Source organism: Klebsiella sp. 7-CIP_Kleb., from assembly GCF_050378655.1.
Lineage (GTDB): Bacteria > Pseudomonadota > Gammaproteobacteria > Enterobacterales > Enterobacteriaceae > Klebsiella > Klebsiella quasipneumoniae.
Window position 1 is genome coordinate 40,730 of the sequence record NZ_JBNRLJ010000002.1, and the last position, 15,694, is coordinate 56,423.

Annotated in this window: 13 protein-coding genes and 1 other annotated feature; of the genes, 7 read left to right on the forward strand and 6 right to left on the reverse strand. The window is 59.1% G+C overall.

Going from position 1 to position 15,694, the window contains the following annotated elements:
• Nucleotides 1-229: 229 nt before the first annotated feature.
• A complete protein-coding gene (topA, locus tag ACQUTI_RS07790) occupies nt 230-2,827 on the reverse strand; it encodes a type I DNA topoisomerase (protein WP_004203874.1) in 2,598 nt (865 codons plus the stop codon).
• A gap of 406 nt (nt 2,828-3,233) precedes the next feature.
• Here topA and ACQUTI_RS07795 point away from each other — a divergent pair, with 406 nt between their 5' ends.
• The gene (locus ACQUTI_RS07795) at nt 3,234-3,485 is read left to right on the forward strand and encodes a YciN family protein (RefSeq protein WP_002901761.1); all 252 of its coding nucleotides are present in this window, start codon (nt 3,234-3,236) and stop codon (nt 3,483-3,485) included.
• Nucleotides 3,486-3,547: 62 nt separating this feature from the next.
• On the opposite strand, the gene sohB is transcribed toward ACQUTI_RS07795, so the two are convergent.
• Complete coding sequence (gene sohB, locus ACQUTI_RS07800) at nt 3,548-4,594, reverse strand: protease SohB (RefSeq protein ID WP_004203873.1); 1,047 nt, start codon at nt 4,592-4,594, stop codon at nt 3,548-3,550.
• Between the two features lie 254 nt (nt 4,595-4,848).
• Between sohB and ACQUTI_RS07805 the strand changes: the two genes are divergently transcribed.
• Both ACQUTI_RS07805 and cobO read left to right on the forward strand, forming a co-directional pair.
• On the forward strand, nt 4,849-5,610 hold the full coding sequence (locus ACQUTI_RS07805) for a YciK family oxidoreductase (protein ID WP_004203872.1): 762 nt from the start codon (nt 4,849-4,851) through the stop codon (nt 5,608-5,610).
• Nucleotides 5,607-6,197 (forward strand): cob(I)yrinic acid a,c-diamide adenosyltransferase, encoded by a 591-nt coding sequence (gene cobO, locus ACQUTI_RS07810; RefSeq protein ID WP_004203871.1) that lies wholly within the window; start codon nt 5,607-5,609, stop codon nt 6,195-6,197. Before ACQUTI_RS07805 ends, cobO begins: the two co-directional genes overlap by 4 nt.
• A 60-nt stretch (nt 6,198-6,257) precedes the next feature.
• On the opposite strand, the gene rluB is transcribed toward cobO, so the two are convergent.
• Both rluB and gcvA read right to left on the reverse strand, forming a co-directional pair.
• Nucleotides 6,258-7,160 (reverse strand): 23S rRNA pseudouridine(2605) synthase RluB, encoded by a 903-nt coding sequence (gene rluB, locus ACQUTI_RS07815; protein WP_004203870.1) that lies wholly within the window; start codon nt 7,158-7,160, stop codon nt 6,258-6,260.
• A 287-nt stretch (nt 7,161-7,447) separates the two neighbouring features.
• The gene (gene gcvA, locus ACQUTI_RS07820) at nt 7,448-8,344 is read right to left on the reverse strand and encodes a transcriptional regulator GcvA (RefSeq protein ID WP_254465564.1); all 897 of its coding nucleotides are present in this window, start codon (nt 8,342-8,344) and stop codon (nt 7,448-7,450) included.
• 111 nt (nt 8,345-8,455) lie between these two features.
• On the opposite strand from gcvA, the gene ACQUTI_RS07825 reads away from it, so the two are divergent.
• Nucleotides 8,456-9,364 carry a DMT family transporter gene (locus tag ACQUTI_RS07825; RefSeq protein WP_004203867.1) on the forward strand — a complete coding sequence of 303 codons (909 nt, stop codon included), beginning with the start codon at nt 8,456-8,458 and terminating at the stop codon, nt 9,362-9,364.
• A gap of 21 nt (nt 9,365-9,385) precedes the next feature.
• Here ACQUTI_RS07825 and ACQUTI_RS07830 read toward each other — a convergent pair whose 3' ends face one another.
• Both ACQUTI_RS07830 and rnm read right to left on the reverse strand, forming a co-directional pair.
• Nucleotides 9,386-10,006, reverse strand: a complete 621-nt coding sequence (locus tag ACQUTI_RS07830) for an L-threonylcarbamoyladenylate synthase (protein ID WP_002901738.1) — start codon at nt 10,004-10,006, stop codon at nt 9,386-9,388.
• 16 nt (nt 10,007-10,022) lie between these two features.
• On the reverse strand, nt 10,023-10,886 hold the full coding sequence (gene rnm, locus ACQUTI_RS07835; RefSeq protein WP_004203866.1) for an RNase RNM: 864 nt from the start codon (nt 10,884-10,886) through the stop codon (nt 10,023-10,025).
• 159 nt (nt 10,887-11,045) lie between these two features.
• Nucleotides 11,046-11,141 (forward strand) — a sequence feature (Trp leader region).
• A 33-nt stretch (nt 11,142-11,174) separates the two neighbouring features.
• Here rnm and ACQUTI_RS07840 point away from each other — a divergent pair.
• From ACQUTI_RS07840 to trpCF, 3 genes are read left to right on the forward strand one after another with little or no spacing between them, the layout of a single operon-like run.
• Complete coding sequence (locus ACQUTI_RS07840; RefSeq protein ID WP_043521239.1) at nt 11,175-12,737, forward strand: anthranilate synthase component 1; 1,563 nt, start codon at nt 11,175-11,177, stop codon at nt 12,735-12,737.
• Nucleotides 12,737-14,332 carry a bifunctional anthranilate synthase glutamate amidotransferase component TrpG/anthranilate phosphoribosyltransferase TrpD gene (trpD, locus tag ACQUTI_RS07845; protein ID WP_004148109.1) on the forward strand — a complete coding sequence of 532 codons (1,596 nt, stop codon included), beginning with the start codon at nt 12,737-12,739 and terminating at the stop codon, nt 14,330-14,332. The genes ACQUTI_RS07840 and trpD overlap by 1 nt, the downstream gene beginning before the upstream one ends.
• 3 nt (nt 14,333-14,335) lie before the next feature.
• Entirely contained in the window at nt 14,336-15,694 is a 1,359-nt protein-coding gene (gene trpCF, locus ACQUTI_RS07850; protein WP_004203862.1) for a bifunctional indole-3-glycerol-phosphate synthase TrpC/phosphoribosylanthranilate isomerase TrpF, read from the forward strand.

Consider the following 15,694-nt stretch of genomic DNA (forward strand, 5'->3'; position numbering starts at 1 on the left):
ATCCTGAAAGCGATGATGTATAAGACGTTTTAATAATAAAAAAGGCATTAACTATAACCACTATATCATTTATACCAACAGTGTATAGCCGGTAACGAAAAATAATATAGGTGGTTATAAGGGGGCGGAAAGCGCGGAGAGAAAGGAAAACGACACGGCAGAGGCATCCATGGCCCCTGCCGGCCGCCAGAGCAGGAAAAGCGCCCTTTTCCTGCCTGATAATGGTCAGTTACTTTTTAGCTTCCGTCCATTTGCCGTCGATAAAGAAGGCTGACCAGCCGGTCGCTTTGCCCTCTTTTTCGGACGCCACATACTGCTGCTTCGTTTTACGGCTAAAGCGCACCAGCGTTTTATTGCCTTCCGGATCCTGCTGCGGCGCATCGGCGAGATAACGCAGTTTTTCCGGCAGACGGTCGCGGAAGCGGTACAGCTCTTCCACCAGCGGCGCACGCGTTTCCCGTGATTTCGGGAAGGTGTTTGCCGCCAGGAAGACGCCCGCGGCCCCGTCACGCAGCACGAAATAGGCGTCAGACTTCTCGCACGGCAGCTCCGGGAGCGGCACCGGATCTTCCTTCGGCGGCGCCACTTCGCCATTGCGCAGGATCTTACGCGTATTCTTACACTCGTCGTTGGTACAAGCCATGTACTTCCCAAAACGCCCCATCTTCAGGTGCATCTCGGAGCCGCACTTCTCGCACTCCACTACCGGACCGTCATAGCCCTTGATGCGGAACTCGCCCTCTTCAATCTCATAGCCATCGCAGGTCGGGTTGTTACCGCAGACGTGCAGTTTACGCTTGGGATCGATAAGGTAGCTGTCCATCGCCGTACCGCACTTCTGGCAGCGGCGTTTGGCGCGCAGCGCGTTAGTTTCGGCGTCATCGCCTTCCAGCACGTTGAGGACTTCGTTTTCCGGCACCAGGTTAATGGTGGTTTTGCAGCGCTCTTTCGGCGACAGGGCATAGCCCGAACAGCCGAGGAAAACGCCGGTGCTGGCGGTACGGATGCCCATTTTACGGCCGCAGGTTGGACAGTCGATACTGGTGAGCACCATCGGGTTCGGCTGCATGCCGCCCTCTTCCGGATCTTTCTCCGCCGTCTCCAGCTGGGCGGTAAAATCGCCGAAGAAGTGGTTCAGCACTTCTTTCCACTCGGCCTGGTGGTTAGCCACCTGATCGAGACGATCTTCCATCTGCGCGGTGAAGTCGTAGTTCATTAAATCGCGGAAGTTCTCTTCCAGTCGGTCGGTGACGATCTCGCCCATTTTCTCCGCGTAGAAACGACGGTTTTCCACTCGCACGTAACCACGATCCTGAATGGTGGAGATAATCGAGGCATAGGTGGACGGACGACCGATACCGCGTTTTTCCAGCTCTTTAACCAGCGAGGCTTCGCTGAAGCGAGCCGGCGGTTTGGTAAAGTGCTGGGCAGGCGTCAGCTCGACCAGGCTCAGCTGGTCGCCCTGTTTGACCAGCGGCAGAGTCCGGTCCTCATCGCCCTTGCGCAGGGCCGGCATCACTTTGGTCCAGCCGTCAAAGCGTAAGGTACGACCGCGCGCTTTCAGTTTGAAATCGCCCGCCGCCACGGTCAGCGTCGTGGAGTCGTACTGCGCCGGCGTCATCTGACAGGCGACAAACTGGCGCCAGATCAGCTGATACAGCTTCTGCGCATCCGCTTCCATATCTTTCAGCGTTTCCGCCAGCACGTTCACATCAGACGGACGAATCGCTTCGTGTGCTTCTTGTGAGTTTTCTTTGCTGGCGTACTGATTCGCGCTTTCCGGCAGATATTTTTTACCAAACTTGTCGCTGATGTAGCCGCGAACCATGTTCAGCGCATCCTGACTCAGGTTGGTGGAGTCGGTACGCATATAGGTGATGTGCCCCGCCTCATAGAGGCGCTGAGCCATCATCATGGTCTTTTTCACGCCGAAGCCGAGACGGGTGCTGGCCGCCTGCTGCAGGGTGGAGGTGATGAACGGCGCGCCCGGCTTGCTGCTGGTCGGCTTGTCTTCCCGCTCCAGTACGCTGTAGCTGGCTTTTTCCAGCAGCGATACCGCCGCCATGGTCTCATCGCGGCTGACCGGACGGAACGGCTTATCGTCCTTATGGGTCACCTGCAGCGGCAGCGCGTCGCCGCCCGGCGTGGTGGTGCTGGCATCAACTTCCCAGTACTCTTCCGGGACGAATGCTTTGATTTCACGCTCACGCTCCACCACCAGGCGGACCGCGACAGACTGTACGCGCCCGGCAGAAAGACCACGGGCGATTTTTTTCCACAGCAGCGGCGAAACCATATAACCCACCACGCGGTCCATAAAGCGACGCGCCTGCTGGGCGTTAACCCGATCGATATTCAGTTCGCCCGGCTTTTCGAAAGCCTGACGAATGGCGTTTTTGGTGATCTCATTGAACACCACGCGGCTGTAACGCTGTTCATCGCCGCCGATAACTTCCCGCAGGTGCCAGGCAATGGCTTCCCCTTCGCGGTCAAGGTCGGTTGCGAGATAGATGTGGTCAGCTTTTTCCGCCAACTGTTTGAGTTCTGAAACTACCTTTTCTTTACCCGGAAGTACTTCATAGTGCGCATTCCAGTCATGCCATGGGTCCACGCCCATGCGGTTAACCAGAGCACCACGTTCGTCCTTTTTAGGCTTTTTAGCCCCTTTGGTGGCGGTAGAGTCGGTGCTCTTTTTGGAAGCTGATCCACTGGTCGGCAAATCGCGGATATGACCGACGCTGGATTTCACCACGTAGTCATTACCCAGATACTTATTGATCGTTTTGGCTTTTGCCGGGGACTCAACGATAACGAGAGCTTTACCCATATTCACCTTTACCTAATTTGATTCATCCAGGAATACATCGCACATTCATACACCCTCCACTGGCGACTGCCTCATATGTTGCGGCACCGTCGGTGAATATCAACCCAGAACACCTGTTTCATCTCCGTAAAACCAGGCGCTTGAGTTTACTGACCTTTTTTCGTCAGGTGACATAGCACGAAGAATTTTTGGCCGAATGTCAAGCAAATCTGTTGCCAGATCGCCGAAAGCGTCACACTGTACCTGATAAAATTCGTTACGCAACTTTATTAGCATGCAAAAGCGAATCACGCCAGTAAACGGCTGTTTCTCCACTGGTTACGATTACCCCTGTTTTGTCCATGGAAAATTTGCCCCGCGCCGCCGCGCGGCGTAAACTACGCGTGGAGAAAAAGAGGAGTCCGTTATGCAAGGTACAACCCAACCAATCGATCGCCAGACGCTGCTCGAAAAAGCCAACAAACTTATTCGCGAACATGAGGATACGTTAGCCGGTATCGAAGCTACCGACGTCGTTCAGCGCAACAATGTCCTGGTGTTTAGCGGTGAGTTTTATCTTGATGAGCAGGGTCTGCCGACGCCGAAGAGTACAGCGGTATTTAATATGTTTAAGTACCTCGCCCATGAGCTGTCGGACAAATATCACCTGGTCGATTAAGACCGGCGGAGATTAAGACCGCCCTAAATGAGAACGCGAGGCAGAGCCTCGCGTTTTATCATCTATATCAGCGGCTTCTGTCCGCGCTGCCACCAGCGCAGCAGCAGTCGATCGGCGCTCTCCGCCGCGCTACCGGTGAAGCGGTCGAGCATTTTCTTACGCTGTTGATAACGCACCCCGATCACCTCGTGGCTCTCCATGAGTCCCAGCAGCAGCTCATCACTGGTTTCAACCGCATCCACCAGCCCTTTTTCCAGCGCCTGTACCCCGTACCAGTGCTCGCCAGTGGCCACCTGCTCAATATCAAGGCCCGGGCGCATCCGCTGGACGAAATCCTTGAACAAATGGTGCGTCTCATTAAGGTCTTCGCGAAACTTGCGCCGTCCTTCTTCAGTGTTTTCACCCAGCATCGTGAGCGTTCGTTTGTACTGTCCGGCGGTATGCAGTTCGATATCAATATCTTTGTTCTTCAGGAAACGGTGCAGGTTTGGGATCTGCGCCACCACGCCAATAGAGCCGAGGATCGCAAACGGCGCCGAGACAATTTTGTTCGCCACGCAGGCCATCATATAGCCGCCGCTGGCCGCCACTTTGTCGACCGCCACCGTCAGCGGGATCTGTTTGTCGCGCAAGCGCTGTAGCTGCGAGGCTGCAAGCCCGTAGCCGTGCACCACCCCGCCGGGGCTTTCCAGACGAATCACCACCTGATCGCGCGCTTTCGCCGCCGCCAGCACCGCGGTGATCTCTTCCCGCAGGCTGGTGACTTCATGAGCATCCATACTGCCTTTGAAATCCAGCACCCAGGCGCGCGGCTTGCCTTCCGGCTCGGTATTACCCAACTTCGCCCGCGCTTTCGCCGCCTTCGCCTCTTGTTTTTGCTTTTTCTTCTGCGACTTATGCCACTGCTTCTGCTGCGGGCCATCCAGCAGGGCCACCGCCAGCGATTCCTTCATCTCTTTATAATGCTCGCTAAGATTCGTTACCCGCAGCTCGCCGCGCTGTTTCTTGCGCTGGGCCAGGTTGACGATAATAGCGGCAATCACCGCGATAGCGACGACAACGGTCGCGATCTTGGCTAAAAATAAGCCATATTGAGCAAGTAATTCCACGTTTTCACCTTGTGTAAAGCACTGACGTTGCTTCACAGTGTACATCAGCCCCTGGCGAGAAGTCTTTGTGCTTTGTGTCCTCTGCGCAGCGGATTCCGTTTTTTTAGGCGAGGCTGAAATCGTTGCAAGATATTAATTTTGTGAATACTTTCCGCTTCGCCGATTGCAATGGCGGGCGCTTTCAGGCATAACAGCGCAAAAGTGAGATACCAAAGATGAAGCGCGATCGAGAGCCGATCGCCAAAGGAGTCGCCGTGCATTATCAACCGCAACGCCACTTGCTGAAAGATCGCATCATTCTGGTCACCGGGGCCAGCGATGGAATTGGTCGTGAAGCGGCCCTGACCTACGCCCGCTACAGCGCCAGCGTTATCCTGCTGGGTCGCAACGACGACAAACTGCGCGCCGTCGCCGAGGAGATTGAGCGTGAGGGCGGTATTCCTCCCCGCTGGTTTACTCTCGACCTGCTCACCTGCACGCCGCAGGCTTGCCAGCAGCTGGCGCAGCAGATCAGCATCCACTATCCCCGCCTTGACGGCGTGCTGCACAATGCTGGCTTGCTCGGCGACATCTGCCCGATGGATGAACAGAAACCGGAGGTCTGGCAGCAGGTGATGCAGGTGAACGTCAATGGCACCTTTATGCTGACCCAGGCGCTTCTTCCTTTATTACTCCGTTCCGAATCTGGTTCGCTGGTCTTTACCTCATCCAGCGTCGGTCGTCAGGGTCGCGCCAACTGGGGCGCCTATGCCGTCTCCAAATTCGCCACCGAAGGGATGATGCAGGTGCTGGCCGACGAGTACCAAAGCCGCCACCTGCGGGTGAACTGTATCAACCCTGGCGGCACCCGCACCGGCATGCGCGCCAGCGCGTTCCCGACGGAAGATCCGCTGAAACTGAAAACCCCCGCTGACATTATGCCCGTCTATCTGTGGCTGATGGGCGACGACAGTCGTCGCAAGACGGGAATGACCTTCGACGCCCAACCGGGGCGTAAACCAGGAATTGCCCAATGAGTGATGAACGCTACCGCGAACGCCAGCAGCGGCTGAAAGATAAAGTGGATGCCCGGGTGGCGGCGGCCCAGGACGAGCGCGGCATTGTGATGGTCTTTACCGGCAACGGCAAAGGAAAAACTACCGCCGCCTTTGGCACCGCGACCCGCGCCGTCGGCCACGGCAAAAAAGTCGGCGTGATCCAGTTTATCAAGGGGACCTGGCCTAACGGCGAGCGTAATCTGCTGGAGCCCCACGGCGTCGAATTTCAGGTGATGGCGACAGGCTTTACCTGGAACACTCAGGACCGCGACAGCGACACCGCCGCCTGTCTGGCGGTTTGGGAACATGCCCGCCGTATGCTTGCCGACGACCAGCTCGATCTGGTGCTGCTGGACGAGCTGACCTATATGGTGGCCTACGATTACCTGCCGCTGGAGGCGGTGCTGAGCGCTCTGCGTGAGCGTCCTGCCCACCAGTCGGTGATCATCACCGGCCGCGGCTGTCATCGCGATATTATTGAAATGGCGGATACCGTCAGCGAGCTGCGCCCGGTGAAACATGCCTTTGATGCCGGCATTAAAGCGCAGATGGGGATTGACTACTGAGGACCGGATACGGCGAAAGGAAGTCCGCGTTCCGGCGCAAAACCACCGGAACGCGCAACATTAACCGTTGGTCTTATTGCGGGTACTGGAACGGCGGTTGCTGTTATTACCCTGGCGCGGGTTAGCGCTGGTCTGGCTGTGACGCTTCACCGCCCGGCGGATCTGATTGGCTTTCAACCGGCGACGATCTTTTTCAACGGCGACCTTGGAGCTGGTTTCCGGAGTGAGCTCCACCAGTTCGCGCAGGTAGTTGGTCTGCGCCAGGTCCAGCTCGGTATAGCCGCCGCGCGGCAGGCCTTTCGGCAGCAGAATATCGCCATAGCGCACGCGGATCAGGCGGCTGACCTGCACGCCGACCGCTTCCCACAGACGACGCACTTCGCGGTTACGCCCTTCGGTCAGGGTGACGTTGTACCACTGGTTAATCCCTTCACCGCCGGTGAATTTAATGGTTTTAAACGCCGCCGGACCATCTTCTAACTGCACGCCGCGAGACAGCTGACGCAGCTTATCTTCATCTACCTGGCCGAAAACGCGGACGGCGTACTCACGCTCGACTTCACGGCTCGGGTGCATCAGGCGGTTTGCCAGTTCGCCGTCGGTGGTGAACAGCAACAGGCCACAGGTGTTGACGTCCAGACGACCAACGGCAATCCAGCGCGCGCCGCGCAGTTTAGGCAGACGATCGAACACCGTCGGGCGTCCTTCCGGATCGTTACGGGTGCACAGTTCGCCTTCCGGCTTGTAGTACGCCAGCACGCGGCAGATCTGCTCAGCGGACTCTTTCACCGAGATCAGATGGCCATCGATACGAATTTTTAAACCGGGGACGATTTCCACACGGTCGCCGAGGGTGGCGATTTTGCCGTCGACGCTGACGCGGCCAGCTTCGATTTTCGCTTCAATTTCACGGCGGGAGCCGTGGCCGGCGCGGGCCAGCACTTTTTGCAGTTTCTCGCTCATTGAGCTTCCTTAAGGTGTCGCCTTCCCAGGCGTCTGGTATGCTTTATGAAACAATGAGGCCTGTATCAGCAACTCATTGTTACGTATATACTTTTTACGTAAAGTCTCGCCGGCATGCGCAAAACATTCGCCGCGAGCCCGTATTCGTGGCCGAACATACTACACTAACTTCGCCGGGAAAGCTTCTGTTCGCCACACCGCGCCTTTAGTATGGAACAGATTTTCCTCATTCTCCTGTCTGCCCTCACCTGTGTTGGTCTTAGTCGGACAGAGAGCGCCTCCCTGCGCTACGCCTGCTCTTGCGCGACGGCAGAGCGCTGGGCGAGCAGCCAGTCACGAAAACAGCGGTTGGCAGGGGCCAGCAGCGCGGTCTCGTGGTAAACCAGATGATAGGCCAGCGGACAGGCGATGGGCTGCGCCAGAGGATTCACCAGCCGCCCCTGCGTCAGCGCAGGCGCTATGAATGAACGTCGCAGTAAAGCCATCCCCATACCGGCTAATGCCGCCTCCGTTACGCCGTTGCAATCAGTGAACACCGGGCCACGGCGCGCGCGGTGCGCTTCCAGCCCCACGGCCTCGCACCACAGCGCCCAGTCCTCACGATGTTCATCGTGCAGCAGCGGATACTCTAGCAGATCGCTGGTATCGGCGAGGGTCCGGTGCGGAGCAATCAGCTGCGGACTACAGACCGGCATCAGATCGTCATCCAGCAGACGATAAGCCTGCAGTTCCGGCCAGCTCCCGACGCCATGCCGCACGGCAAAATCGATCTCTTCGCTCAGCAAATCCACTCGCCGGTTGGTGGTGCCGATCAGGATCTCTATCTGTGGATAGCGCCGTTCAAAATCAGCCAGCCGCGGCAGCAGCCATTGAATAGCAAAGCCGCTGGTACAACTGACAGTCACTTTTTCCGGCCCCGGGGGCACCTGCAGACGCCGGGTGGCGGCAGCTATCTGATGAAACGCGGGCTGCACGGCCCGGAGGTAGATCTCCCCCACCTCCGTTAACTGTAACCGTCGGGGGGTACGGATAAATAGCGGGACATTCAGCGCCTCCTCCAGACGTGCAATCTGCTGGCTGACAGCGCTGGGTGTGACGCAAAGTTCACTGGCGGCCAGCTTCAGGCTGAGTAGCCGCGCCGCCGCCTCAAAACAGCGCAACGCATTCAGCGGCGGGAGTTTCATGGCTATAGAACCTCAGTTAAGAAAAACTTAATCATGTAAGCATAACGCGTTTGTCGGCCATTGCACGAGAGCTCTACAGTTAGCTTCCTTACCGTTCACAAGGAGTCAATCATGCGTGTTATCGACTGTGGTCGCCTGCTGCTGCTTGCCGCCCTCTGGGGTGCCAGCTTTCTGTTTATGCGCATCACCACCCCGGCTTTCGGCGCGGTAAACAGCGCCTTTCTGCGCGTGCTGTTCGCCGCCGTCGCTTTAGGGTTGCTGGCCGGCGCGCGCGGAAAATGGGGCGGGTATGAGGGTAAATTCATCGCCACTCTGAAGCTGGGGGTCATCAATTCCGGCCTCCCTTTTCTGATGTACTGCCTTGCCGCGCAATGGCTACCGGCAGGGTACTCCGCCACGCTCAACGCCACGGCGCCGATGATGGGGGTGCTGATTGGCGCACTCTGCTTTGCGGAACCGCTGACCCTGCGCAAAGGCGCTGGCGCGGCGCTGGGCGCTATTGGCGTGGCGGTGATCGCGCGCCCGACTACCGGCCTCGGCGCCGCCCAGCTGCTGCCGGGCGTCGGCGCCTGTCTGACCGCCACCGCCTGCTATGGCCTGGCCGGCTTTCTGACCCGCCGCTGGATCCAACAGCGCGGCGGCCTCGAAGCGGAGCGCGTCGCGTTGGGCAGCCAAATCGGCGCCACGCTGTTTTTATGCCCCTTCTTTCTCTGGTCCTGCGGGCATGGGCTGGCTGTGGACTGGGGTCAGGGCCTGCCGTGGATGGCAATGCTTATGCTGGGTGTCGTCTGCACGGCGGCAGGGTATATCCTCTATTTCCGCCTGATCGCTGATATTGGACCGCTGCGTTCACTGTCCGTGACCTTTTTGATCCCGCCTTTTGCGGTGCTGTGGGGCTATCTTTTTCTTGGAGAGATTGTGGAGAGTGGGTTAATTCTCGGCGCGCTGCTGGTCTGCGTGGCGCTGTGGATGATGGTCGTGCCGTCGGGGAGAAAAGAGAGGGTACCAGGCGGCGCATGAGGCACCGCCCGGCAGGTAGTGTCAGAGAAACGGCCTCACGTCGCCCACGCCTTCGCGCAGCACCACCGGGGTATCTTCCGTCAGGTCGATAACCGTGGTCGGCTGCTGCCCCAGGAAACCGCCGTGGATAATGAGGTCCACGACTTTCTCCAGACGATCTTTGATCTCTTCCGGGTCGGATTCGGTAAAGTCGCTGCCGGGCAGCATCAGCGAGGTAGAGAGCATCGGTTCGCCTAAGGTCTCAAGCAACGCCTGAGCGATGGGGTTGGACGGGACGCGCATACCAATGGTTTTACGCTTCTCCTGCAGCAGCCGGCGCGGTACCTCTTTCGTTCCTTTGAGGATAAAGGTGTAGTTGCCCGGCGTATTGTTTTTCATCAGGCGAAACGCCACGTTGTCCACAAAGGCGTAGGTTGACAGTTCGGACAGGTCGCGGCACATCAGGGTGAAGTTGTGGCCGTCCGGCAGCTGACGGATGCGGCAGATCCGCTCCATCGCGCCCTTGTCTTCAATTTTGCAGCCCAGCGCGTAGCCGGAGTCGGTAGGATATACGATCACCCCGCCCTTACGCACAATCTCCACCGCCTGGTTAATCAACCGCGCCTGCGGGTTATCCGGATGGATATAAAAAAACTGGCTCATACTTCCCTCTCAATTTTTATTCGGTGGCCGCTTCCCAGCTGTGCCAGACGCCTTCCACGCCGGCAGGGAGCCAGAGCTTACGGCCAAGTTCGATCCACGCGCAGGGCTGATGGAAATCGGAACCCTGCGACGCCAGAAGACCAAACTGCACGGCCAGGGCGGCCAACTGGGCGCGTTCATGGGGCGCCTGCTGACACTGGGCCACTTCCATGGCATCACCGCCCTGCTCGCTGAAGTGGGCCAACAGCCGCTTAAGCCACTTGGCGGAAAGATCGTAACGCCCGGGATGGGCTATCACCGCCTTACCGCCAGAATGATGAATGACATCAATTGCTTGTTTTATTGTACACCACTGCGGCGGCACGTAACCGGTTTTCCCGCGGGCAAGGTATTTTTTGAAGACCTCCGCCATGTTCTTCGCGTGGCCGGCCTCCACCAGAAAACGGGCAAAATGGCCGCGGGTGACGGCGCCACCGTCCGCCAGCCGCAGCGCCCCTTCCCAGGCGCCGGGGATGCGCGCCTTCTCCAGACGCTCGGCAATCATCTGGCCGCGCTGCTGGCGCCGCGCTTTCTGCTCCTCCAGCAGGGCGGTCATCGCAGGGTGCGCAATATCAATATTGAGACCCACAATATGAATCTCGTGATTCTCCCAGAGGGTGGAAATCTCGACGCCGTTCACCAGGGTCAAGGGTAATCCGGCGCGGGCGATCTCCTCCCGGGCCGCGGGGATCGCCGCCACGCTGTCATGGTCGGTGATCGCCAGCGTGCCTACGCGCATTTCATGGGCGCGATGGACCAGTTCCTGCGGAGTCAGCCGCCCGTCAGAGGCGGTGGTATGGCTGTGCAGATCGTAAATCACTGCGTATTGGCTGTCGCTCAAAAGGACTCCTGCTGGACATCAACGTAAATAAGCGCATTATCATACCGACAGGCAGAGAAAATCTGCAAACAAGGGTTGACTTTATTCCATTGAACTAGTTAACTAGTACGCAAGTTCACATGAAGGGGTATCACGATGAAAATGCACTTTATCACTCTGCACAGCTGGTGGCGCACCTCCTGATAACGGGCGGCGTGATCGCGTTTTGCATTCAGCATACAGATACCCGGCCCGCCAATGAGCGGGCTTTTTATTGGACAAAAATAATACGAACAGGCGAGAACAATAATGCAAACATCCAAACCGGCACTCGAGCTTCTCACCAGCGACGCCATCTACCGGGAGAACCCGACGGCGTTATTCCACCAACTGTGCGGCGCCCGTCCGGCCACGCTGCTGCTGGAATCGGCTGACATCGACAGCAAAGATGACTTAAAAAGCCTGCTGCTGGTGGACAGCGCGCTGCGCATCACCGCTCTCGGTGACACTGTCACCATTCAGGCCCTCTCCGCCAACGGCGCCGCGCTGCTGGAGCTGCTGGACGGCGCGCTGCCCTCCGGGATCGCCAATCAGCGCCAGCCCAACGGCCGGATCCTGACCTTCCCGGCAGTCAGTTCCCTGCTCGATGAAGACGCCCGCCTCTGCTCGCTGTCAGTGTTTGACGCATTCCGTCTCCTGCAGGAGCTGGTGACCGTCCCGGCCAACGAGCGTGAAGCGATGTTCTTCGGCGGCCTGTTCGCCTATGACCTGGTGGCCGGCTTTGAAGATCTGCCGCCCCTGCAGAGCGACACCGCCTGCCCGGACTACTGCTTCTATCTGGCGGAGACCCTGCTGGTCATCGACCATCAGGCCAAGCATACCCGCATCCAGGCGAGCCTGTTCACCCCGCTGGAGAGTGAAAAACAGCGCCTGGAGCAGCGCCTGAGCCAGCTGCGTCAGCAGCTGAACGAGCCGCCGGCGCCGCTACCGGTTACCACCGTGGCCGAAATGCGCTGCGACGTTGACCAGAGCGATGAAGAGTACGGCGCGGTGGTGCGCAAAATGCAGCGCGCGATCCGCGCCGGGGAAATCTTCCAGGTGGTCCCTTCCCGCCGCTTCTCGCTGCCCTGCCCGTCGCCGCTGGCCGCCTATGATGTGCTGAAGAAGAGCAACCCCAGCCCGTACATGTTCTTTATGCAGGACAATGATTTCACCCTGTTCGGCGCCTCGCCGGAAAGCTCGCTGAAGTATGATGCCGTCAGCCGTCAGATTGAGATCTACCCCATCGCCGGCACCCGGCCGCGCGGCCGCCGCGCCGACGGCTCGCTGGATCGCGATCTCGACAGCCGTATCGAACTGGAAATGCGTACCGATCACAAAGAGCTTTCCGAGCACCTGATGCTGGTGGACCTGGCGCGCAACGATCTGGCCCGCATCTGTACCCCGGGCAGCCGCTATGTCGCCGATTTAACCAAGGTTGACCGTTACTCCTTCGTGATGCATCTGGTCTCCCGGGTGGTGGGTGAACTGCGTCAGGATCTCGATGTGCTGCACGCTTACCGCGCCTGCATGAACATGGGCACTCTCAGCGGCGCGCCGAAGGTTCGCGCCATGCAGCTGATTGCCGCCGCCGAAGGTAAACGACGCGGCAGCTACGGCGGCGCGGTGGGCTATTTCACTGCCCACGGCGACCTCGACACCTGCATCGTTATCCGTTCCGCCTACGTGCAGGAGGGTATCGCTACCGTCCAGGCCGGAGCCGGCATTGTGCTCGACTCGGTTCCCCAGTCGGAAGCGGATGAGACCCGAAATAAAGCCCGCGCGGTGCTGCGCGCCATTGCCCAGGCCCATCACGCGAAGGAGATTTTCTGATGGCTGACATTCTGCTGCTCGATAATATCGATTCTTTCACCTATAACCTGGCAGACCAGCTGCGCGCCAACGGCCATAACGTGGTGATTTACCGTAACTCCGTTCCGGCGCAGGCGCTGATTGAGCGTCTGGGCACCATGGACAATCCGGTGCTGATGCTCTCCCCTGGCCCGGGTACGCCAAGCGAAGCCGGCTGCATGCCGGAATTGCTGACCCGCATGCGGGGCAAGCTGCCGATCATCGGCATCTGCCTCGGCCACCAGGCCATTGTCGAAGCCTACGGCGGCTATGTCGGCCAGGCGGGCGAGATCCTTCACGGCAAAGCCTCCAGCATTGAGCACGACGGCCAGGCGATGTTTGCCGGTCTGGCTAACCCGCTGCCGGTGGCGCGCTACCACTCGCTGGTCGGCAGCAATATTCCTGCCGGGCTGACGATTAACGCCAATTTCAATGGCATGGTGATGGCGGTGCGTCACGATGCGGATCGGGTGTGCGGCTTCCAGTTCCACCCGGAATCGATCCTCACCACCCAGGGCGCGCGACTGCTGGAGCAGACCCTGGCCTGGGCGCTGCAGAAGCTGGAGCATACCAACACCCTCCAGCCGATCCTTGAGAAGCTGTACCAGGCGGAAACCCTGAGCCAGCAGGAGAGCCACCAGCTGTTCTCCGCCGTCGTGCGCGGCGAAGTGAAGCCTGAACAGCTGGCCGCCGCGCTGGTCAGTATGAAAGTGCGCGGCGAGCAGCCGCAGGAAATTGCCGGCGCCGCCACCGCGCTGCTGGAAAACGCCGCGCCGTTCCCGCGCCCGGACTACCTGTTTGCCGACATCGTCGGCACCGGTGGCGACGGCAGCAACAGCATTAATATCTCCACCGCCAGCGCGTTTGTCGCCGCTGCCTGTGGATTGAAAGTGGCGAAGCACGGCAACCGCAGCGTTTCCAGTAAATCAGGCTCTTCTGACCTGCTGGCGGCCTTCGGCATTAATCTCGATATGAACGCCGATAAATCCCGCGCGGCGCTCGATGAGCTGGGCGTCTGCTTCCTGTTCGCGCCGAAGTACCACACCGGTTTCCGCCACGCGATGCCGGTCCGTCAGCAGCTGAAGACCCGTACTCTGTTTAACGTGCTGGGCCCGCTGATCAACCCGGCGCATCCGCCGCTGGCGCTGATTGGCGTCTACAGCCCGGAACTGGTGTTGCCGATTGCGGAAACCTTGCGCGTACTCGGTTATCAGCGCGCTGCCGTGGTGCACAGCGGCGGGATGGATGAAGTCTCGCTGCATGCGCCCACGGTGGTCGCCGAGCTGCATAACGGGGAAATTAAAAGCTATCAGCTGACCGCCGACGATTTCGGCCTGACGCCTTACCATCAGGCGCAGCTGGCGGGCGGCACGCCGGAAGAAAACCGTGACATTCTGACGCGCTTGCTACAAGGTAAAGGTGAAGCCGCTCACGAAGCCGCCGTCGCCGCCAACGTCGCCATGTTGATGCGTTTACACGGGCATGAAGATCTGAAAGCTAACGCTCAGCAGGTACTGGATGTGCTGCACAGCGGCGCGGCCTATGACAGAGTGACCGCCTTAGCGGCAAGAGGGTAAAGAATGCAGACCGTTTTAGCAAAAATCGTTGCCGACAAAGCGATTTGGGTGGAAGCCCGCAAACAACAACAACCGTTAGCCAGTTTTCAGAATGAGGTCGTCCCGACGCAGCGCAATTTCTATGACGCGCTGGCCGGCACCCGCACCGCGTTTATTCTCGAGTGCAAAAAGGCTTCGCCGTCGAAGGGGTTGATTCGCGAAGATTTCGATCCGGCGGCGATCGCCAGCATCTACAAACACTACGCCTCGGCGATCTCGGTGCTGTGTGATGAGAAATATTTCCAGGGCAGCTTCGATTTTCTGCCGATCGTCAGCAAGGTAGCGCCGCAGCCGATCCTGTGTAAGGACTTCACCATCGACCCTTACCAGATCTACCTGGCGCGCTACTATCAGGCCGACGCCTGCCTGCTGATGCTGTCGGTGCTCGACGATGAACAGTATCGTCAGCTCTCGGCGGTGGCTCACAGCCTGAATATGGGCGTGCTCACCGAAGTCAGCAATGATGAGGAGCTGGAGCGCGCCATCGCCCTGAAGGCGAAGGTGGTGGGCATCAACAACCGCGACCTGCGCGATATGTCGATTGACCTCAACCGCACCCGTCAGCTGGCGGCGCGTCTCGGCCCTGATGTCACGGTGATCAGCGAATCCGGCATCCATACCTATGCCGAAGTGCGTGAGCTGAGCCACTTCGCCAATGGCTTCCTGATCGGCTCCGCCCTGATGGAGCAGGCGGATCTGGAAGCGGCGGTCAAGCGCGTGCTGCTCGGCGAGAACAAAGTGTGCGGCCTGACGCGCCCGCAGGATGCGCAGGTGGCCTGGGAGTCTGGCGCCATCTACGGTGGGCTGATCTTCGTCCCGACCTCGCCGCGGGCGGTAAATGACGCCCAGGCTAAAGCGGTGATCGCCGCCGCGCCGCTGCAGTACGTCGGCGTCTTCCGCAATGCGCCGCTGGATGAGGTGGTCGCCCGCGCCCAGGCCCTGGAGCTGGCCGCCGTACAGCTGCACGGTGATGAAGACCAGGCCTATATCGACGCGCTGCGCGACGCCCTCGCGGATAGCGTCCGCATCTGGAAAGCGCTGAGCGTTGGCGAAACCTTGCCGTCCCGTACACTCCGCCATGTCGATAAGTATCTGCTCGACAACGGCCAGGGCGGCAGCGGCCAGCGTTTTGACTGGAGCCTGCTGCAGGGCCAGGACCTGCGCAACGTCATGCTGGCTGGCGGCCTCGGCGCCGATAACTGTGTGGAAGCGGCCAAAAGCGGCTGTGCCGGACTCGATTTCAATTCAGGCGTAGAGTCGCAACCCGGGATTAAAGACGCCAGCAAGCTGGCCTCCGTTTTCCAGACGCTGCGCGCATATTAA

What these genes read in the sequence shown, in the direction of transcription:
- trpCF (WP_004203862.1), top strand. Translation starts at nt 14,336, where the DNA reads ATGCAGACCGTTTTAGCAAAAATCGTTGCCGACAAAGCGATTTGGGTG.
- rluB (WP_004203870.1), bottom strand. Translation starts at nt 7,160, where the DNA reads ATGAGCGAGAAACTGCAAAAAGTGCTGGCCCGCGCCGGCCACGGCTCC.
- gcvA (WP_254465564.1), bottom strand. Translation starts at nt 8,344, where the DNA reads ATGAAACTCCCGCCGCTGAATGCGTTGCGCTGTTTTGAGGCGGCGGCG.
- ACQUTI_RS07795 (WP_002901761.1), top strand. Translation starts at nt 3,234, where the DNA reads ATGCAAGGTACAACCCAACCAATCGATCGCCAGACGCTGCTCGAAAAA.
- ACQUTI_RS07830 (WP_002901738.1), bottom strand. Translation starts at nt 10,006, where the DNA reads ATGAGCCAGTTTTTTTATATCCATCCGGATAACCCGCAGGCGCGGTTG.
- ACQUTI_RS07840 (WP_043521239.1), top strand. Translation starts at nt 11,175, where the DNA reads ATGCAAACATCCAAACCGGCACTCGAGCTTCTCACCAGCGACGCCATC.
- trpD (WP_004148109.1), top strand. Translation starts at nt 12,737, where the DNA reads ATGGCTGACATTCTGCTGCTCGATAATATCGATTCTTTCACCTATAAC.
- topA (WP_004203874.1), bottom strand. Translation starts at nt 2,827, where the DNA reads ATGGGTAAAGCTCTCGTTATCGTTGAGTCCCCGGCAAAAGCCAAAACG.
- ACQUTI_RS07825 (WP_004203867.1), top strand. Translation starts at nt 8,456, where the DNA reads ATGCGTGTTATCGACTGTGGTCGCCTGCTGCTGCTTGCCGCCCTCTGG.
- cobO (WP_004203871.1), top strand. Translation starts at nt 5,607, where the DNA reads ATGAGTGATGAACGCTACCGCGAACGCCAGCAGCGGCTGAAAGATAAA.